Origin of the sequence: Amycolatopsis sp. NPDC051716, from assembly GCF_040681595.1 — a bacterium.
GTDB lineage: Bacteria > Actinomycetota > Actinomycetes > Mycobacteriales > Pseudonocardiaceae > Amycolatopsis.
On record NZ_JBFAZA010000026.1, the window covers coordinates 55177 to 73538 of the forward strand.

At 71.8% G+C, this 18362-nt stretch carries 18 protein-coding genes; 4 read left to right on the plus strand and 14 right to left on the minus strand.

Annotated features, from left to right (window positions below; all coding sequences use genetic code 11):
• Positions 1-59: 59 nt before the first annotated feature.
• The gene (locus tag AB0M30_RS30880; protein WP_364590775.1) at positions 60-731 is read right to left on the minus strand and encodes a fasciclin domain-containing protein; all 672 of its coding nucleotides are present in this window, start codon (positions 729-731) and stop codon (positions 60-62) included.
• A gap of 114 nt (positions 732-845) precedes the next feature.
• Positions 846-2429 carry a molybdopterin-dependent oxidoreductase gene (locus AB0M30_RS30885; protein WP_364590778.1) on the minus strand — a complete coding sequence of 528 codons (1584 nt, stop codon included), beginning with the start codon at positions 2427-2429 and terminating at the stop codon, positions 846-848.
• A gap of 239 nt (positions 2430-2668) precedes the next feature.
• On the opposite strand from AB0M30_RS30885, the gene AB0M30_RS30890 reads away from it, so the two are divergent.
• Positions 2669-3385 (plus strand): anti-sigma factor, encoded by a 717-nt coding sequence (locus AB0M30_RS30890; protein WP_364590781.1) that lies wholly within the window; start codon positions 2669-2671, stop codon positions 3383-3385.
• A 75-nt stretch (positions 3386-3460) separates the two neighbouring features.
• On the opposite strand, the gene AB0M30_RS30895 is transcribed toward AB0M30_RS30890, so the two are convergent.
• Positions 3461-4690 (minus strand): hypothetical protein, encoded by a 1230-nt coding sequence (locus AB0M30_RS30895; protein WP_364590784.1) that lies wholly within the window; start codon positions 4688-4690, stop codon positions 3461-3463.
• Positions 4691-4746: 56 nt separating this feature from the next.
• A complete protein-coding gene (locus AB0M30_RS30900) occupies positions 4747-5556 on the minus strand; it encodes a hypothetical protein (protein ID WP_364590787.1) in 810 nt (269 codons plus the stop codon).
• 301 nt (positions 5557-5857) lie between these two features.
• Here AB0M30_RS30900 and AB0M30_RS30905 point away from each other — a divergent pair, with 301 nt between their 5' ends.
• A complete protein-coding gene (locus AB0M30_RS30905) occupies positions 5858-6820 on the plus strand; it encodes a ferritin-like domain-containing protein (RefSeq protein ID WP_364590790.1) in 963 nt (320 codons plus the stop codon).
• A gap of 15 nt (positions 6821-6835) precedes the next feature.
• Here the strand turns inward: AB0M30_RS30905 and AB0M30_RS30910 are convergent, their stop codons facing one another.
• Positions 6836-7444 carry a helix-turn-helix domain-containing protein gene (locus AB0M30_RS30910; protein ID WP_364590793.1) on the minus strand — a complete coding sequence of 203 codons (609 nt, stop codon included), beginning with the start codon at positions 7442-7444 and terminating at the stop codon, positions 6836-6838.
• A gap of 155 nt (positions 7445-7599) precedes the next feature.
• Here AB0M30_RS30910 and AB0M30_RS30915 point away from each other — a divergent pair, with 155 nt between their 5' ends.
• Positions 7600-8805 carry an NAD(P)/FAD-dependent oxidoreductase gene (locus tag AB0M30_RS30915; protein ID WP_364590796.1) on the plus strand — a complete coding sequence of 402 codons (1206 nt, stop codon included), beginning with the start codon at positions 7600-7602 and terminating at the stop codon, positions 8803-8805.
• Positions 8806-8811: 6 nt separating this feature from the next.
• On the opposite strand, the gene AB0M30_RS30920 is transcribed toward AB0M30_RS30915, so the two are convergent.
• Genes AB0M30_RS30920 through AB0M30_RS30940 form a run of 5 tightly spaced genes read right to left on the minus strand, consistent with a single transcriptional unit; the run spans position 8812 to position 14444 of the window.
• A complete protein-coding gene (locus AB0M30_RS30920) occupies positions 8812-10323 on the minus strand; it encodes a bifunctional 3-(3-hydroxy-phenyl)propionate/3-hydroxycinnamic acid hydroxylase (RefSeq protein WP_364590799.1) in 1512 nt (503 codons plus the stop codon).
• Complete coding sequence (locus AB0M30_RS30925; protein WP_364590802.1) at positions 10320-10541, minus strand: DoxX family protein; 222 nt, start codon at positions 10539-10541, stop codon at positions 10320-10322. Before AB0M30_RS30925 ends, AB0M30_RS30920 begins: the two co-directional genes overlap by 4 nt.
• Positions 10538-12379 (minus strand): acyl-CoA synthetase, encoded by a 1842-nt coding sequence (locus AB0M30_RS30930; protein WP_364590805.1) that lies wholly within the window; start codon positions 12377-12379, stop codon positions 10538-10540. Before AB0M30_RS30930 ends, AB0M30_RS30925 begins: the two co-directional genes overlap by 4 nt.
• Complete coding sequence (locus tag AB0M30_RS30935) at positions 12376-13317, minus strand: fumarylacetoacetate hydrolase family protein (RefSeq protein WP_364590808.1); 942 nt, start codon at positions 13315-13317, stop codon at positions 12376-12378. Before AB0M30_RS30935 ends, AB0M30_RS30930 begins: the two co-directional genes overlap by 4 nt.
• Entirely contained in the window at positions 13314-14444 is a 1131-nt protein-coding gene (locus AB0M30_RS30940; RefSeq protein ID WP_364590811.1) for a VOC family protein, read from the minus strand. The genes AB0M30_RS30935 and AB0M30_RS30940 overlap by 4 nt, the downstream gene beginning before the upstream one ends.
• 106 nt (positions 14445-14550) lie before the next feature.
• On the opposite strand from AB0M30_RS30940, the gene AB0M30_RS30945 reads away from it, so the two are divergent.
• The gene (locus tag AB0M30_RS30945) at positions 14551-15234 is read left to right on the plus strand and encodes a TetR/AcrR family transcriptional regulator (protein ID WP_364590814.1); all 684 of its coding nucleotides are present in this window, start codon (positions 14551-14553) and stop codon (positions 15232-15234) included.
• Between the two features lie 165 nt (positions 15235-15399).
• On the opposite strand, the gene AB0M30_RS30950 is transcribed toward AB0M30_RS30945, so the two are convergent.
• From AB0M30_RS30950 to AB0M30_RS30965, 4 genes are all read right to left on the minus strand, one after another.
• Positions 15400-16287 carry a helicase-associated domain-containing protein gene (locus tag AB0M30_RS30950; RefSeq protein WP_364590817.1) on the minus strand — a complete coding sequence of 296 codons (888 nt, stop codon included), beginning with the start codon at positions 16285-16287 and terminating at the stop codon, positions 15400-15402.
• Positions 16269-17213 (minus strand): hypothetical protein, encoded by a 945-nt coding sequence (locus AB0M30_RS30955; protein WP_364590820.1) that lies wholly within the window; start codon positions 17211-17213, stop codon positions 16269-16271. Before AB0M30_RS30955 ends, AB0M30_RS30950 begins: the two co-directional genes overlap by 19 nt.
• Positions 17214-17404: 191 nt before the next feature.
• A complete protein-coding gene (locus AB0M30_RS30960) occupies positions 17405-17818 on the minus strand; it encodes a CHAP domain-containing protein (protein WP_364590823.1) in 414 nt (137 codons plus the stop codon).
• A 65-nt stretch (positions 17819-17883) separates the two neighbouring features.
• Complete coding sequence (locus AB0M30_RS30965; RefSeq protein ID WP_364590826.1) at positions 17884-18333, minus strand: DUF1931 family protein; 450 nt, start codon at positions 18331-18333, stop codon at positions 17884-17886.
• Between the last annotated feature and the right edge of the window lie 29 nt (positions 18334-18362).

An 18362-nucleotide genomic window follows, 5' to 3' on the forward strand; every position in this document is an offset into this window, starting at 1 on the left:
CGACGGCGACGTTCCGGACCTGCCCGCAAGAGGATTTCAGGCGGGACCGGACGGATTCCTTACTTGTTGGTGCCCGGCGTCAGCACCTTGTCGATCACGAAGACCGTGGCGTTCTTGGTGGGGATGTTGCCGCACAGGATCTTCGCGCCGTTGATCGTCATGTTGTCGCCCGAGCCCTCGATCTTCACCGGGCCACCGGCGGTGTTGAGCGAGTCGACCGAACCGGCCGAGGCGAGGCCCTTGGCGTCGTAGCGCTTGCCGACGACGTGGTACTGCAGGATCGGCGCCAGCTCGGCGGGCTTGCCGGCCAGCTCGTTGAACTTGGCGTCACCCAGCGCGGCGAACGCCGGGTCGGCCGGCGCGAAGACCGTGATGGCCTCCTGGCTGTTGAGCGTGTCCACCAGGTTGGTGGCCTTGACCGCCGCCACCAGCTTGGTCAGCAGCGGGTTCGTCGACGCCGCCGAAGCGACCGGCTGCGGGCCCATCGAGTCCAGCGAACCGGGCGCGGACCCCTGCGGCAGCTGCGAACACGCCGGGCCGAAGACGTCGGCGTTGGTCGTCACGCCATCGGTGGCGGCCATGCTGGAGGACGGCGCGGCCATCGACGAAGAAGGAGCCGGAGCCGGGGCGCTGGAGCTGCCCGACGACGCGGTGCCATTGCTGCCGCACGCGGTCAGCGCGAGGGCGGCGGCCGCGGTCATGCCGATACCAGCGATACGAAGCTTGTTCACGGAAATCACTCCAAGAGGGGAATCAAAAGCGGCTGTCCCGTGCGGGAAATTTGCTGTCTGCCGGTAATTCGGGGCCCGGCCCGAGCCGGATTGGTCGGGCGGGAAAACTTTTTGTCAGGCCGCGGTGAAGGTGACGTTGTGCCAGCCGGTGGCCCCGTCGGGGACGGTGCCGGCGCGCATGTCGGTCTGCGTGTAGCCGGTTTTGTCGGTGGCCCGGCAGAACACCTGGTGCACCCCGGCCGGGATGTCGACCTCGGTCCACCACATCCGCCAGGTGTTCAGGTTGACCTGCTGGGACAGCGTCGTTTCCCGCCACGGTCCCTGGTCGACGCGGACCTCGACCTTCTCGATACCCGTGTGCTGCGCCCACGCCACGCCGGCGACCCGCACCTTCCCCACCTTGACGTTGGCGAAACCGCGGTGCGAATCGATCCGGGATTCCGTCTTGATCGGGGCCTCCTGGCTCCAGCCGCGTTTGAGCCAGTACGCTTTGCGCGCGGCCCAGGTGGTGACTTCGATGTCCACGACCCATTTCGTCGCCGACACATAGCCGTACAGGCCGGGTGTGACGAGCCGGGCGGGGAAGCCGTGTTCCAGCGGCAGCGGTTCGCCGTTCATGCCGATCGCCAGCATCGCCCCGCGGCCCCGGTCCTGGGCCGCCGCGACCGGGGTGCCGGAGGTCCAGCCGTCCACGCTGGTGCAGTACAGCTGCTCGGCGCCGGGTTTCACGCCGGCTTCGGCGAGCAGGTCGGCCAGGTCGACGCCGAGGAAGTTCGACGTCGACACGTAGTCGCCGCCCACTTCGTTGGACACGCACGTCATGGTCACCGTGCGCTCGATCAGTGGCCGGTTGCGGATGTCCTCGTAGCGGTAACGGATTTCGCGGTCGACCATGCCGTGCAGCCGCAGCGTCCAGTCTTCGGCCCGCAGCTGCGGCACCGACAACGCGGTGTCCACCCGGTAGAAGTTCGCGTTCGGCGTCAGGAACGGCGGGGTGCCGAGCTTGGCGAAGTCGGCGTCGGCGGGAATGGCCGGCGCGGTCCGCGCGGGGACGAGCTTGCCGATCGCCTCCCGTGACGCCGTCGCGTCCCGGGCCGAGCTGATCAGCTGCCCGCCCAGGCCCATCGCGCCGGCTCCGACGACGACGCCGGCGCCGCCGAGGAGGAAGGACCGCCGGGACGTACCGCTCTTCTCCCCTGCTCCGGATTCTCGCCACACCCGCGGGGCGATCCGGTGCAGGAGCAGGAAAACCGCGACTCCGACGAGCAGGCTGGCGGCCGGCGCCAGCAACGCCACGCTCGTCAGGTCCGGGCGCTGGGACACGGCGAAGCCGCCGAGCAGGCCGAACAGGACGATGACGATCGTCCCGGGCACCGGCGAGCGGCGCGACAGCACGCCGGCGAGCGCGGCCGCCGCCACCATCACCACGGCCATGCCGCTGAGCAGCACGAGCTTGTCGTAGGTGCCGAACGTGCGGACGGCGAAGTCCTTCAGCTCCACCGGCGTCAGGTCGATGGCGCCGTTGCCGACGGCCAGGTAGGGCGAGGCGTTGATGCCGATGAAGCCGGCGACCAGGTGCCCGGCCGCCAGCGCGGCGGCCAGCGCCAGGATGCCGGTGAACGCGGCCGCGAAGAACCGAAGCCGGGTGCGCTCCGAGGAAGGCGGAAGTGCTGGGGCGTCGAGTTCGGTAGCGGTCATACCCAGCATTCGGGGCTCGCCGGGTCCAGGTATTGGTCAGTGACCGTTCCGCAATGTCGTCCACCTGAATGGGTGAGAACCCGGGCTGAATCCACTGTGGACCGCAGGTCGTCGCTGACCCTCGCGGGGGATCATGCCCGTTCCCCTCCCCCGGCACCAATCTGCGCAGGCCGGCTGCCCCGAACCTGTCCTGACACGCCGACGACAGCGGCGCGTGACTCGTTGTTTGGAGTGAACTGATGACGACCGCCGACGCCCACGCTCTCACCGGCGCGTACGCCCTCGACGCGGTCACCGACCTCGAACGCGCCGCCTTCGCCCGTCACCTGATCGAGTGCCCGGCCTGCGCCGTCGAAGTCGCCGGCTTCCAGGAGACCGCCGCCCGCCTCGGTGGCGCAGCGGCCGCCGACCCGGACGAAAACCGGCGCCGGCGCGTGCTCGCCGTGGTCTCCCGGACGCGGCAGCTGCCGCCGCTGGTGACCGTTGAGCCGGCCGCGCGGGTGCCACGCACGCCGTGGCGCCGGCGCGCATCGATCGGTGTCGCGTCGGTCGCCGCCGCGGCCGCGGCGCTGGTCGGCGGAATCAGCATCGGGCTGGACCAGCCGGGCTCCGCACCGGTGCCGGTGGCCGAGGGCAACGCGGTGACCGCCGCACCCGACGCGATCACCGTGCGGACCACCGCGGCCGGCGGCGGGTCCGTCACGGCCACGATCTCCCGACGCACCGGCAGAGCCCTCATCGCCACCCAGGGCCTTCCGCGGCCGGCTGCCGGCCACGCCTACGAGGTGTGGCTGACCGGGCCGCACGGCCCCCGGTCAGCCGGGCTGGTCGCCTCCGGCGGCAGCGTCGACACCGCCCTCCCCGAGGTCACCGACGGGATCGCCGTGACCGTCGAACCCACCACCGGGTCCCTGGAACCGACGACGCCACCGATCGCCGCCATCGCGGTCGGCTGACCCACCGCTCGGCCCGGCAAGGAGCGGGGCACCGGATTCCTCCGGTGCCCCGCTCATGTGCTTCCCGCTGACCCGTCAGACGGTGTGCGGGGCGTGCGCGACGGTGTTCCAGCCGGTGGCGATCACCGCGGCGTCGCCGCCGTTGCCGCTCCGGCCCGAGTTGCCGCCGGTGGTGGTGCTGTGGTTCCCCGCGTCACCGGTCGAGCCGGTGGCACCGGTGCTGCCGGAATCGCCCGAGGTGACCGTCGTGCTCGCGTGGTCACCCTGGTGGTTCCCGCCGCCGTGGTGGCGGCCCTGCTGCTCGTGCCCGCGGGTCGAGGAGACGGCGGTGTTGCCGCCGGTCGAGCCCGAGTCACCCGAGTTGCCGGTGCTGCCGGTCACCGCGGTGTTGTGGCTGGTGGCGTTCCCGGCGTCGCCGGAGTCACCACCGTTGCCACCCCGTGCGGAGCCGAGGACCACGCCCAGGACGCCGGTCGTGCCGCCCTGGCCGTGCCGGTTCCAGCCGTGACCGCTGGAGTTGGTCGCGGTGCTGACGACGACGGCGTCGCCACCGTGGCCCGCGTTGCCGGAGTTCCCGCCGGTCGTGGTGCTGGTGTTGGCCGCGTCACCGGTCGAGCCGGTGGCGCCGGTGTTCCCGGAGTCACCCGAGATCACCGTGGTGGAGCACTGCGCCAGCAAACAGAGACCGTAGGCACTGTTGCCACCGGCCGAGCCCGAGTTCCCCGAGCTGCCCGAGGCACCGGACACCGCGGAGTTGCCGCTGGTGGCGTTCCCGGCCTTACCGGAGTCGCCACCGTTGCCACCCTTCGCGGTACCGGTCACCGAGCCGAGGACGCCGCGGGCGCCCCGCGAGTCCGCGGTGTTCTCGCTCGAAGCCGCGGTGGCCCCGGAGCCGCCGTGCCCGGCGTTCCCGGAGCTGCCGCCCGTGGTGGTGCTGGTGTTCGAGGCATTCCCGGTCGAGCCGGTCGCGCCCGTGTTCCCGGAGTGGCCCGAGGACACCGAAGTGCTGCACTTCGCCAGCACGCACACGCCGTAGGCGCTGTTGTGCCCGGTGGATCCGGAGTCGCCCGAGTTGCCGGAGTTCCCGCTGACAGCGGTGTTGCCGCTGCCCGCGTTCCCGCCGGAACCGGAGTCCCCGCCGGTGCCGCCGGCCGACACGCCGGAGACCACGGAGTGCAGGGTGCCGCCGAGCCCGCCCAGCGGGCCCGAATCGCCGGTGTCCGCACTGGCCACCGCGCTGCCCAGCAGGACGAACCCGCCGGAAATGAACGCGGCGGTCAGGCCGCGTCGCACGTACTTGTGCATGTCTTCCCTTTCCTTACCTTCTGTCCACAATGGATTCTGGTGGTGGAAGGGGAAAGTCAGCTCGGATGGTCGTTGCCGTAGAAGACCAGCCAGTACAGCGGCGCACACCCGCCCGGCGGTGCCCGCCCAGCGTGATCGGTGCCCGGCAGGCTCGACCCGGACCCGGTCACGGCGTACTCACCACCGTGCTGCCCGGCCGAGCCCGCCGACGTGGTCCCGCTCGCTGCGAGACCTTCCGGCGCCGGCGGCATGCTGCCGCCGCCGTCCGGCCCGGACATCCGGGCGGACCGGGCCAAGCCGGCCGGTACACCCGCGTCCTTCGCGGTGGGTTCGGCGAACGCCGGCCGATCCGCACGCGGCTGCCTGGACGAAACGACCGCTTCGGCCTCCGGCTGTCCGGTGGTCGCCGTAGCCGCTTGTTCCGCTGGGGCGGGCCGGACGTCGTCCCGGGGACGCGTAGTCCCCGCGATGACCACCGTGCTTGCGGGATCCGCTCCCACGGCGTGCGCCACCGGTGCGACCGCGTCCAGGACCGGCCGGAGGACCGGCTCGGTCACCGGGCGCACCACCGACAACACCGGCGCCACCGCCGTGACCACCGGCCGCACGACCGGCGCGAGCACCGGCTCCACGAGGTCGGTGACCGGCCGGGCCTGCTCGAGCGCGCCCCGCAGCGGTTTCCCGACCGCGGACAGCAGACCGGGCCGATCCGGATGGTCCGGCGAGGACGATTCGGCTGCGTGGGCCGTATCCGACATCAGCAACGCCAGGACAGCGAACCCCACCAGGGTGCCCGCGACCAGCAGTACCCGGGCCAATATCGAGCCTTCGCCGACCCGTATGTCCTCAGACTGGGAAGTATCCATGCATTTCACCTCCCTTCAAGTGCGATCTTCACCCGTCAGTGCAAGTTCGCCGCGAGATCCTCACCGGATTGGGTGGCGGAGTGCCTTGATTTTTCTTTTTTCTCCGGGTTTCTCCTCGCCGATAGCGGGTAAAAGGCGGGGCCGTTTTTTCGCCCGGGAAATTCGACCTGTCCGCCTGGCGAGCAGCTTCGAACCGGAGACGTCAGCGACGATCCATCCTGCGCACCCGGGAGGCCATGCCGGGGCGTGCGGGACACGCCCGAGGTCGCGCAGAGTCGCGCGCGGGCGGGAAGGAGTGCACGTGTTCGGCAAACGCTATGCCGCTTCGATGATCAACCGCAGCGCCGAGAACGAGCAGGACCGGCGGCGGTTCCTGCGCGCCGCCGGCGTGACCGGGCTCGGTGTCGTGGGCGCCGGCGCCCTCGGCGGGCTCACCGCCGGCCCCGCCGCCGCAGCCACGGCCCACCCGGCCGCGGCTGCCGAAGAAGCCGCCGTCAGCGATGGCGCCGTCCTCAACTTCGCCCTCAACCTCGAGTACCTCGAAGCCGAGTTCTACCTGCACGCCGTCACCGGCCGCGGCCTCGCCGACGCCATGACCACCGGCACCGGCACCCGCGGCGGGGTGACCGGCGGCCGCGCGGTCCGCTTCGAAACCAAGGCCGCCCGCCAGTACGCCCAGGAGATCGCGGCCGACGAGAAAGCCCACGTCCAGTTCCTGCGCTCGGCACTCGGCTCGGCCGCCGTCAGCCGGCCCGCGATCGACCTGCGGTCCAGCTTCACCGCCGCCGCCCAGGCCGCCGGCCTCGTCAAGCCGGGCCGCAGCTTCGACGCCTTCGCCTGCGAAGAAAACTTCCTGCTCGCCGCGTTCCTCTTCGAAGACGTCGGCGTCACCGCCTACAAGGGCGCCGCCCCGCTCATCACCAACAAGACCTACCTCGAAGCCGCCGCCGGCATCCTCGCCGTCGAGGCCTACCACGCCGCCACCATCCGCAGCGCCCTCTACCAGCGCGGCGACGCCAAGGCCACCGTAAAGCTGTCGGACGCCCGCGACAGCCTCGACGGCGCCGGCGACGACGACCAAGGCGTCATCGACAGCCACGGCAACGTCAACATCGTCCCCACCGACACCAACGGCATCGCCTACAGCCGCTCCCCCGGCCAGGTCCTCAACATCGTCTACCTGACCCCCAAAGCCGCCACTTCCGGCGGCTTCTTCCCCCAGGGTGTCAACGGCGAAGTCAACACCAGCGCGGCCAACGACTGAGCAGCCCGTTCGCCGTCAGGTTCGGTGACCGTGCCCTGAGGATTCCTTCGTCATGCCGGTCCACCCGGTGTCGAGGAGGGTGAAGATCCGGTCGAGCGCGGCCTCGGCGTCGTCCCGTCCGTGGACGAGGGTGACGGCTTCGAGAGCGAAATGGGCGAGCGCCTGACAACCGGGGTCGCTCTCCGGGAGCGCACTGTCCGCGGCGATCGCCGCGGACAGTGCCTTCTCGTGGCGCACCCACATGCGGCGAAAGTGTTCGTGGAGTGCCGGAGTGGTGTCGACGAGCCGGCGGAAACCGGCGAAGCGCGGGTCTTCGCGGACCTGACGGGACCGCTCGTCGCACAGCAGCCGGCGCAGCGCCTGTGGGATGGATTGCCCGGCGGGGCGCTCGCGGACCGCGGCGACGAGCGCGGCCTCGCGGTCGGTGTCCTGGTCGAAGACCAGTGCTTCCTTCCCGTCGGGGAAATGCTTGAACAGCGTCGCCGTCGAGACATCGGCAGCCTCGGCGATCTCCCGCACGCCGACCGCGTCGTAGCCGCGCTCCAGGAACAGCTCCAGCGCGGCGTCCGCCAAGGCTTGCCGGGTGGCGGCCTTCTTGCGCTCGCGGCGCCCCGTCTCGGTCACGTCCCCACTCTAACGCGTGCGTTGAACCGATCACAATGTAGAACAGTTCGACTTTTAGAACCGTGTCACCTATGGTGGCGGAGGTCAGGCCGTCCGGTCTGCAGCGAGCGGCTACGACGAACCGTCGCCGCACCACGCGTGGAAGAGGTTCCCCCATGACGACCCCACCCCGCATCGCCGTCATCGGCGGCGGCCCCGCCGGCTTGCTGTGCGCACGAGTCCTGCAGGGACACGGTTTCCGGCCCGTCGTGTACGACGCGGACGCCGCCGTGGACGCCCGCGACCCGGGAGGAACGCTCGACCTGCACGCCGACAGCGGCCAGATCGCCTTGGAGGACGCCGGCCTGATGGCCGCCTTCCGGACGTTGGCCCGGGTCGAAGGCCAGGCCAAGAGCCGCCGGGACCACCACGGCACGGTCCTGGCGGAGTTCGTTCCCGCCGAAGGCGACGAAGCCGCACCCGAAATCGACCGGGGCCTGCTGCGGACCATGCTCTACGAGCACCTGGAACCCGGCACCGTCCACTGGGGACACAAACTCCTCGACGTGACGCCGGTCGGAGGCGGGGTGCACGAGCTGGAATTCGCCGACGGCGCCCGGGCGGAAGCCGACCTCGTCATCGGAGCCGACGGCGCGTGGTCGGCGGTGCGCCGGCTGCTCACCGACGCGGCGCCGCAGTACCTCGGCGTCCAGTTCCTCGACGCCCGGTTCGACGACGTGGACACCAGGCACCCCGAAGTCGCCGCGATCGTGGGCGCGGGCCACATGTTCTCCACCGACGGCGACGGCCGCGCGGTGATCGTCCAGCGCAACAGCAACGGTGTGGTCCGCGGCTACGTGGCCTTCCGCGCCGAACTCGACTGGCACGTCGCCGCCGGGATCGACGTCACCGACCGCGAGGAGGTCCGGTCCTTCCTGCTGAAGGAGTTCGGCGGCTGGTCCGCGGTCATGCGCCCGCTGCTCACCGACAACGACGGCGACTACGTGCAGCGCAGCTTCTGGGCCCTGCCCGCGCCGCTGACCTGGGACCACGTCCCCGGGCTCACCCTGATCGGCGACGCGGCCCACCTGATGGCACCCTTCGGCGGGCACGGCACGAACCTCGCGCTGCTCGATGGCGCGGAACTCGCGCACGCCATCGCGAAGGAGCACAGCCTCGACGACGCTGTCGCCCGCTACGAAGCCGCGATGTTCCCGCGCTCCGGGCCACTCGCCGAGAGTGCGAACACCGCGCTCACGCGGTTCTTCGCCACGACGTCCGCGGACGCACCGCACCTTCCGCCGGACCACGCGCAGGAACACGAGGACTACCGCACCAGGGCTGCGGAATACCGGCGCGCGAGGGCCGAACGCGACCGGTAGCGCCGGTCACCCGAGGCGAGGCACGAGAGCGCAGAGTCCGGCCAGGTCGTGTCCGGCCCGCAGGACCGTGCCGTCGGGCCGGACGATGGCGGCGTGCGCACGGCCCTGGCGCAGCCAGTCGTGCAGGGCCGTGCCGGCGGGCGCGGTGACGCACACTCCCCCGCGCTGCCGGACGAGGGCCTGGTGTGCGGCGGGGAAGGGCGACGCCGCGACGAGGGCGAACCGGCCCGCGGTGACCTCGTCGAGGCGGCGACCATCCTGAACGACGGCGTTGGGGCACAGCCGCCCGGCGAGGGTGCGGCGCAGGCCTGGCCGGGCGACGAGGCCGGAGCGGTGCAGGGTGGGGGTGGCGCTGTCCAGGACGATCCGGCCCAGGCTCGGTGTCCGGGCCAGCAGCGGCAGCGCGGTCCGGCGCAGGAGGTTTCCGGCCCGGCCGCCCCGGGTCATGGCGACGCCGATGAGCTTGGCCAGCCGGATCAGGGCGCGGGCGTGCGGCTTGCGTTCGGCTTCGTAGGTGTCGAGAACATCCTGCGAGAGGGTGCCGTCGAGCACACCGGCGAGTTTCCAGGCGAGGTTGGCCGCGTCGCGCAGGCCGGCGCCCAGGCCCTGGCCGATGAACGGCGGGGTCAGGTGGGCGGCGTCGCCGAGCAGGAAGATCCGGCGATCGCGCCAGCGGTCGGCCAGGCGGGCCCGGAAGGTGTACTCGGCGATCCGGACGATCTCCAGTGCCTCGGCCGGGATCTGTTTGGTCCACGGCGCCAGCAGGGGGTGCAGGCGGGCGAGGTCGCGGTAGTCCTCGGCGGTTTCGCCGTCGCGGAGGCGGAACTCCCAGCGGTGGCGGTGGGGGCCGATGCGCATGTAGGTCGCGGCGCGGTCCGGGTCGCACACCTGGTGCACGCCTTCCCATTCGCCCAGCTCGGCTTCGGTGGCGACGTCGGCGACCAGCCACCGCTGCTCGAACCGCAGGTCCCGCATGGTGGCGCCGATCGCGGTCCGGACGACGCTGTTGGCGCCGTCGCAGCCGAGGACGTACTCGGCGAGGACCGAACCGTGCGCGCCGCCGTCCCGGTCGGTGTAGTCGACCCGCACGGGTCCGGGACCGTTCTGCGTGACGCCGGTGACCTCGGTGCCGCCGCGCAGCGTGACGGTGTCGTATCGCTTGACGTTGGTGCGCAGCAAGCGTTCCAGCTCCGGCTGGTCGAACATGTTCGCCTCGGGGTAGCCGTGGCGTCCGGTACCCGCGCCGCGCCGGAACTCCCCGAGCACCCGCATGCCCGGGTCGAGCAGACGAAGCCCGTGGCACGGCCACGAGATCGCGGCGAACTCCCCGGCCACGCCGAGCCGGGCCAGGATGCGGTGGACCTCGTCGTCCAGGTGCACCGCACGTGGCTGCGGGTAGACCGACGCCCACCGGTCCAGCACCAGGCACTCGACGCCGTACTGGGCGAGCAGCGTCGCGGCGGTCAGCCCGGTGGGGCCCGCGCCGACCACGACCACCGGAACCCGAGGCGTGCTCACGACAGCACGACCAGGTAGCCGAGCGGCGGAAGCGCCGGTCCGGGAGCCACGCCGACGGCGCCGGCGAGTTCGAGCGCGCCGATCCCGCGGTAGGCGCCGACCGGGAACCCGGCCTCGCCGGCCAACGCCCGCATCGGGGTGCTGGCCAGGACTTTGGCGAGCCCGAGCAGGGCGAAGATCACCGTGGTGACGGCCGCGAGGCCGATGGCGAGAGTCATGAGACGTCCTCGGGAATCCGGGGCTCCCAGCGCACGGCGTAGGCGCCGAGGACGGCGTGCACCGCTGCCTCGTCGTCGGCCGCGGCGAGGGTGACCGTGGCGACGACCGAGCCGTCCTCCACCCGGGCACTCACCCGGGCACCGGGAATCCCGGCGAGCGCGGCGGCGACGGCGCGGCGAGTGGCGTCGGCACGCAGGGCGAGCTTGTCCGGCTTGCCGATCACGGTGACGGGCAGGGCTTCGAGCACGATGACGGCCTTGGGTGCTGCCGCGCGTTCGGGCACGCGGTCCGCGGCCCAGGCGAGCAGTTCCTCCTCGGTGACCGAGGTGCCGGGGGCGAGCGTCACGTAGGCCACCGGGACCTCGCCTGCATGCAGGTCGGGCCGCCCGACCGCGCCGGCCGCGGTGACCCGCGGGTGCGCGAGCAGCGCGTCCTCGACGAGCGCGGGGTCGATGTTGTGGCCGCCGCGGATGATCAGGTCCTTGGCCCGGCCCCGCAGGAACACGAACCCGTCCTCGTCGACCTCGGCGAGATCCCCGGTGTCCAGCCAGCCGCCGGCGAGCTTGCCCAGGCCGTCCAGCACCAGGCCGTGGTCGTCGCGGCCGGTGACGTAGCCGGGGAACACCGCCGGCCCCGCGATCCGGAGGACACCGTCCTCGACCTTCACCCGCTGGTACGGCAGCCGCTGGCCGACCGCGCCGGGCCGAGGGGTGTCCGGGAAGCTGCGCGCGCTGGCGCAGGTCGCCTCGGTGAGCCCGTAGCCTTCGAGCAGCGGGACACCGGTGTGGCCTTCGAAAGCCGTCCGCACGGCGGCGGGTAACGGCGAGGCGCCGACCATGGCGAAGCGCAGGCTGCCGATGTCGGCGTTCACCGGGACCCGCGCGAGCACCGCGTACACCGTGGGCACCGCGCTCATCGACGCGATCCGGTGGTGCTCGACGATCCGCCAGAACTCGCCGTACAGCGCGGGGTCCCGATAGCCGAGCGGTCCGGCCCAGACCACGTGCTGCCCCTTGAACAACGGGGCGAGCAGCGTGACCACGAGCGCGTTGACGTGGAACAGCGGCAGCGCGGCGAAGAGCACCGAGTCGCTGTCGAACAGCGAGTTCGCGGCGAGCATCCAGGCGTCGGCGACCTCGTTGCCGTGCGTGTGCGCGGCCAGCTTCGGGGCGCCGGTGGTGCCGCCGGTGGGGAAGACCGCGGCCAAGTCACCGGATCGCGGCGGCTTTCCCGCGAACGCGGCGGGGTCCTCGGCCGCGGCCAGCTCGTCGAGGTAGCCGATCAGCACCCCGTCGGCGGCGGGCAGCGGTGGCGCGGGGCTGGTCGCCCCGGTGGGCCGCAGCACCAGGATCGCGTCCAGGCCGGCGCCCGGATTCCGGGCGGTGTCCCAGGTTCCGGCGTCGAGCTCCGGCCCGGCGGTGATCAGCACGCGGGCGCCGGAGCGGCGGAGCAGCTCGGCGGTGTGGGGCCGGGACAGCGCGCCGTTGATCGGTGCGGCGATGCCCGCGAGCTGGGCGGCCAGGGTCGCGGTGATCAGCTCGGCGCAGTTGGGAGCGATCAGCGCGACGGCGTCGCCGCGCCGGATTCCGAGGCGGTGCAAGAGGTTCGCGAACCGGTGCACGTCGGCGAGCAGTGCGGCGAAGGTGCGCGACTCGGCCTCCGCCCAGCGGGCTGCTTCGGGCAGCACGGAAACCGCGGAACGCTCCGGCCACCGTGCGGCGGCGCGGGCCAGCAAGGCGTACGTCGACTCCGGCAGGCCGCGATCGGCCAGCGGCACCGCCTCGATCGCGGCGAGATCGGCGGGCGAGTCGTACCGGGGCCACAGCAGGTCGCTCATCGGGCGTACCTCACGACCGTGCGCTGGGTGCCGAGATCGACGACGCCGTCGTCGGTGGCGACGCTCGCTTCGATGACGTCACCGTCGGCCAGGTACTTCGGGTTTCCCGCCTGGCGCTTGAAGAACAGCCGCCACTTGGTGGCCGGCGGGAGCAGCGATGCGAGGATTTCCAGCGGCTTCGGCGGCGCGCTCAACGCGGTTCCGGCCGGAGTTCCGGTGAGGACGAGGTCGCCGGGATCGAGCCGCTGGAAGCGAGCCAGCGCGGTGAGTGCCTGGGCGGGGCGGTAGATCATGTCGGGCCCGACCGTCCTGTCCTGCCGGACCTCGCCGTTCACCGACAGCCGCAGCCGCAGGTCGGCGAACCGCTTCAGCTCGTCGGCGTCCAACAGCACCAGGGCCGGGCCGACGGGGGTGAACGTCGGGTAGGACTTCGACTCGTAGAACTGCGTCTTGGGCAGCTGCAAGTCGCGGGCGGAGACGTCGTTCGTGACGACCAGCCCCGCGACGTACCCGGCGAGGTTCTCGTCGGTGACCTCGGTGCCGACCGGCAGCTCCCGGCCGAGGACCAGCCCGATCTCGACCTCGTAGTCCAGCAGCCGGACGTGAGCGGGCTTGACGACGTCGGCGAAGGGCCCGCCGATCGAGCCGGAGGCCTTGCGGAAGAAGGTCAGCGGCACGGTGGCCGGGTTCATCCCGGCGTCGCGCACGTGCGAGGCGAAGTTGGTCATCTGGGCGACCACCCGGCACGGCGCGGTCACCGGGGCGACGAGGTCCAGGGAGGCGATCGGCACGGTGGCCGGGTTCGAGGCCGCCGCGGTGACGGCCGGCCGGTCGGCCAGCAGCCCGGCGGTGGTCGTGGCCGCGGTGTCGATCCTGGCCGCGCCTTCGGGAGTGGCGACGTACCAGGCGTCGGTCGTGCGGAGGACGGAGACGGTCATGAGGTGGCCACCTTCAGCAGGCCGCGCAGGCGGCCGAAGTCGAATTCGTTGTCCTGGCGCAGAGCGCCGAGCATCGTGCGCAGTTCACGCAGCACCTGCGGTCCCGGCTTGACGCCGAGGAAGTCCTTGGTCGCGGGCGGGCCCCACTGGGCGAGACCGGAGGCCGTCATCGGGGCCCAGCCGGGGTCGAGGGTGTTGTCGAACAGGTCGCCGTCGCTGAAGTGCTCGACCATGAACCCATCCGGGTCACGCCAGTAGTCGAAGAGCTGGCTGCCCTGGATGTGCCGCCCGATGCCCCACGAGTGGTGGTAGCCGTGGTCGCGCAGGTACTCGCCGCCCGCGGCGAGCGCGTCGAGGTCCGCCACCTGGTAGGCCGAGTGCACATAGCGGTTCGCCGGGCCGAGCGCCAGGGCGAGGGTGTGGTGGTCGGCGGGCTCCCCGCCGCGGTCGCAGCGGAGGAAGCTCATCACCGGGCCGCGGGCGCGCTGCCCCGGGTAGTAGAGGAAGTCGCTGACGATCAGCCCGAGGTGCCGCAGGTACCAGTCGAGCGTCTCCCGGTACTTCGTCGACTGCCACACGACGTGCCCGAGCCGCTGCACCTTCGCCGGCCCCCGCACCGGCCGCTGGGTGGCGTTGGCGCGCGGTGTGTCGTGACCGAAGTTGAGCCGCAGCGGTTTCTGCGCCGGGAGCGCGGACAGCTCGTGTGTGTCCGCGACGACCCGGACGCGCAGCCCGCTCGGGTCGGCCAGGTCGACGGCCAGGCCGTCCAGGCTCTCCGGCAGCTTCCCCGCTCGCCGTCCGGTGGCTTCGGCGAGCCTGAGCACGTCCGCCGAGTCGGCGGCGCGGAAGGCCGGCCCCAGGAACGCCGACCGCTCGCCGCGGCGGATCAGCACACAGGGCGCGCCGGGATCGGTCCCCCGCAGCTGCAGCTCATCCGGCGTGCGCAGCACCGTGGTGAACCCGAAGGCCCGCGCGAAGAGCTCCGCCTTGGCCAGGTCGGGCTTCTCGAACTCCAGCCACGCCAGGTCGGGCACCTTGACGATCGGCTCGCCCGCGCGTCCCGGGTGTTCGCCGGCCACGGCGCCTTGCTCGCTGTGCAGGCCGGTGTGGGGGTCGTGGTGGCTCATCGACTGCTCCCTCCAAAGATGACGTAATCGTCAACTATGAGCCTGTCGTCAGTCAAGCGCTTCTGAGGAATTCGTCAAATCTGACGCAGAACGCTAAGGTGTATCGGTGACCAGCGAGGGAGGACGGACAGCCATGGCCGAGCAGGGACGCAACCGCGTCGACCGCCGCAAGGCACGCACCCGCGCGGCCCTCGTGCGCGCGGCCCAGACCTGCATCGCGGAGGGCCGGACCGCCGTCCCGATCCTGGAGATCACCCAGCTCGCGGACGTCGGGATGGGGTCGTTCTACAACCACTTCGACACCAAGGAGCAGCTCTTCCAGGCCGCCGTCGAAGACGCGCTGGAGGCGTTCGGCAGCACCCTGGACACCCTCACCGAGGACATCGACGACCCCGCCGCGGTGTTCGCGCAGAGCTTCCGGCTCACCGGGCGGCTGCACCGCAAGCACCCGGAACTCAGCCGGGTCCTGCTGCACAACGGCCTGAACCTGGCGCGAGCCGGCCAGGGCCTCGCCCCCCGCGCCCGCCGCGACATCGAAGCCGCCGTCCACGCCGGCCGGTTCACCGCCGTGCGCGACACCGACCTCGCGCTCGCCGTCGTCACCGGCGCCGCCCTGACCCTGGGCCAGCTCCTGCACGACGAACCCGCCCGCGACGACGCGGCGGCGGCCGACCTCGTCACCGAAGACCTGTTGCGCATGTTCGGCGTCCCCGCCGACGAAGCACGCGCTCTGTGTCAGCGTCCGCTGCCCGATCCGGACACCTTGCCCGAGCGGGGCACCGCCGCCTGACGCCGCTCATCCGCACGGTGCGGGCTACCAGGCTTCGATCTCGGGCAGGGGGCGCGGTGCCAGCTCCATGGAGTAGGCCGGGGACCGCCGCTCCACCCGAATTGGGTCACCGTCCGCGAGTTCGCCGACGTCGACGGCGGCTTGACGAGGAGTGCCTCATGACGCTCACGGTCGCCCGGGTGACACCGACTGGATCCGCTCCACCCTGAACTGCCGTTCGGCCTCCCGCTTGTGGCACCACGCCAACAAGAACGGCCCATCCCATCCGATCGGCGTGATGGTGCGCCGCGAAGGTTCACCCTTCCCGTCGACGTAATCGATGCGCACGTCCGACCGCTCGTCGATGGCTGCCGCCAACAACGCCACCGCCTTCTCCGGCAACTTCGGGTTCCGTCCCCGCACGACCTGCGCCGTGGACAGCTCGTCCGCGTCCAGATCGGGAAGCTCGACCGGCTCCACCTCCACCGGAGCGGCCGCCCGTGCCTTCGGCCGCCGCACCACGACGCTGCCCGACGACGGGTCCTCGACCACCGCGAACCCTTCCGCCCGCAACAACACGACCACCTCCGGCGGCGTCATCACACTCCCCGCCACGGTCGGTGCCAACTTGACGAAACCGGGCAACCGCAGCACCTCGGCGACGACTTCCGCGTCGGCGACGACACAGCACCCCACCGCCCGCACCCGCACCCGCCCCCGCCCGCGCTCCCCCAACAGCGCCCGCAACGCCCACGGCACGTTCTGCCGCGTCAGCTCGTTCAACGCGGCCAGCAAGGTCTCCGCCGTCCACCCCTGGGCGAACGCCGCCCGCACACTGGCCGGGGTGAACTGCCACACCCGGGCCCCGTCCTCGTTCCGGCTCTCCGCGGACGCCGCCAGCACCCGCGCGGCCTCCACCGTCAGCTGCCCGAACACCACCGCCTTCAGGTCCTCCAGCACCTCCACCTCACACCGCATCGGCATGACCACCTCGGCCACCGAAGCGGCCAGCGCTTCCGCGTTCCCCGCGGACAACAGCGCCTCCCCGCAGACGCTCAGCGCATCCCCCGCCACCACCCCACCATCCCCGCCTCGCGCACCACCCCACCGACGCCCTGGTGCACCGCCGGGCAGAACCAGTAGGCAGCAGCAGCGACCCCCTCGACCGACAGGCCCGCCCTGCCGGCCCGCAACACCGCCCACCTGGCCGCCCGAGCATGCGACGACTCGGCCTTCGACACCGCCGTGACCCGCTGGGCCGTCGGGGAATGGGACAACCAGAACCAGGCCCACGCCAGCTCGGCCCACTGCCGGGCCGGGGTCGCCTGCCGCCACGGCTCGTACCGCGCGGTCACCTTGAAAGCCATCCCGGCCTGTTCCAGCAGCCCGGCCGCGAACAGCAGGTCCAGCACCAGCAAGAGGTCGTCCTCACCCAGGACGAGCTCTTTCCCCAGGCGCTGCCGCTCCTTGACCCCCACGCCGCCCTCCCGCAACCCCACGATCGGTCTGCTCGTGTCCAGCAACGCATACGCCGAACGCAGGAGGTGCTGCACCGCGGACCGCACTTCACCGTCCGCGCCACCCCGGCCACGCCCGACCGCGGGCGGTCCAGTCACCTCCAGCCGCCCTTTCGCCCGCTTCCACCGCTCCAGAACCGGCGGCACCAGGCACACCACGCCGGCGTCCGGCCACGCCACCCCGACCCGGCGCAGCTCGCCCAAGGCCGCCCGGACCGCCTCCCGGCCCCCTCCGGTCAGCTCGGCCACGGAGTCAACGGTGGCACCGGCCCCCAACGCGGCCGTCGCCTGCCCCGCCGCCACCGCATCCCGGCTCACCAGCCGGATCGCCGCCAGCGACCCGCGATCGCTCAGCCGCTCCGCGAGCGCTTCAGGCCCATCCGGCACCGGCGCGACGCGCACCTCGGGGCGAACCCGCACGACGTCGGCCAGCTCCGCCTGGTCCATCCGACCGAGGTATTCAGCAAACGAACCGGTGTCCATACCGGGATTCTGCCCAAAACGATGGGGGTCCCGGAAGCCGTGGCTCGCATTCCCGCACGCTGCCAATGCCGTGCGCCGGCGAATTCCGCAATGTTCGCGCGAACCGAGCGAGACCAGTGGCGCGCCACCCCGCGGTCTCCGGCTTAGGCGTCGATCATCGACCCGAAGCAATCGCAGCAGCTTGGAAGTCTTTAGTGGATGAAGTCGTAGGAAGCCGCCTGTGCTGCGGTGAAAGTGCGGTGGCTGACGATGTTCCAGGCTACCCAGTTCATCTCGGAGACCTGCCAGCGGCCGTCGGCATCGACGGTCTCGACGAAGGCCACGTGGCCGAGGCTTCCGGCGTCCGACTGCATGATGGCGCCGGCCGCGGGCGTCTGGTCGACCGCATAGCCGTCCCGGCGGGCGAAGTCATCCCAGGTCTTGGCGTTACCCCAGACCTGCGGGATGGGGCGGCCCACCTCGGCGCGGCGAGCGGAGGCCCACCAGGTGCACTCGCCGGGCGGGTAGAGGTTGGCGGCCGGGGCCTGCGCCGCGTTGGCCGGGGTCGCCACCAGCGCGGCCGACAGCGTCAGCAGGATCCCGCAGAACCGCAGAGCACGCCTCATCGAAACCCCCGTGGATCCGGCAGCGGGAAAAGTCTCGCACAGTTCGTTGACCGGGCGCGGCCCTTTCAGAGGAGCAGTTCGAACATCCGGAAGACCTGGTCCCACTCATCGGAGCCGGGGTTCTTGACGCGCGGGTCGATGATCTTGAACGCCTGGGCGAGAGCCACGCTGAGGCCGCCGGCGACGGCCGGGAGCCGGGCCTCGGTCTCTTCGGAAATCGCGATCCCGAGCGGGGGACGGCTCAGGAGCTGCTCGAGCAGCGGCACCACTTCCAGGTCCGCTTCCAGCTTGAGGAACTCGTGCATGCGCTCCTGCAGTCCCTTGGTGATCGGCAGGTCCCTCGGCTCGATGACGTCCCGCCCGTTCGCCTTGGCCGTGGCCTTGGCGACCACGAAGAGGTCGTAGATCTTGCGGTCCAGGAACTCGTCGTACCGTTTCAGATCGCTCTTGTCGACGTCCAGGCTCGCGGCCATCCGGAAGAACCGCTCGAACCTCGTCGCACCCATGACCGGCATCAGACCTCCTGTGAGGGCTGCTCGTGGAC

Bases quoted from the DNA above. Each gene is read 5' to 3' on its own strand.
- AB0M30_RS30895 (WP_364590784.1), bottom strand. From the start codon at position 4,690: ATGCACAAGTACGTGCGACGCGGCCTGACCGCCGCGTTCATTTCCGGC.
- AB0M30_RS30890 (WP_364590781.1), top strand. From the start codon at position 2,669: ATGACGACCGCCGACGCCCACGCTCTCACCGGCGCGTACGCCCTCGAC.
- AB0M30_RS30940 (WP_364590811.1), bottom strand. From the start codon at position 14,444: ATGAGCCACCACGACCCCCACACCGGCCTGCACAGCGAGCAAGGCGCC.
- AB0M30_RS30925 (WP_364590802.1), bottom strand. From the start codon at position 10,541: ATGACTCTCGCCATCGGCCTCGCGGCCGTCACCACGGTGATCTTCGCC.
- AB0M30_RS30915 (WP_364590796.1), top strand. From the start codon at position 7,600: ATGACGACCCCACCCCGCATCGCCGTCATCGGCGGCGGCCCCGCCGGC.
- AB0M30_RS30955 (WP_364590820.1), bottom strand. From the start codon at position 17,213: ATGGACACCGGTTCGTTTGCTGAATACCTCGGTCGGATGGACCAGGCG.
- AB0M30_RS30935 (WP_364590808.1), bottom strand. From the start codon at position 13,317: ATGACCGTCTCCGTCCTCCGCACGACCGACGCCTGGTACGTCGCCACT.
- AB0M30_RS30965 (WP_364590826.1), bottom strand. From the start codon at position 18,333: ATGCCGGTCATGGGTGCGACGAGGTTCGAGCGGTTCTTCCGGATGGCC.
- AB0M30_RS30900 (WP_364590787.1), bottom strand. From the start codon at position 5,556: ATGGATACTTCCCAGTCTGAGGACATACGGGTCGGCGAAGGCTCGATA.
- AB0M30_RS30960 (WP_364590823.1), bottom strand. From the start codon at position 17,818: ATGAGGCGTGCTCTGCGGTTCTGCGGGATCCTGCTGACGCTGTCGGCC.
- AB0M30_RS30885 (WP_364590778.1), bottom strand. From the start codon at position 2,429: ATGACCGCTACCGAACTCGACGCCCCAGCACTTCCGCCTTCCTCGGAG.
- AB0M30_RS30930 (WP_364590805.1), bottom strand. From the start codon at position 12,379: ATGAGCGACCTGCTGTGGCCCCGGTACGACTCGCCCGCCGATCTCGCC.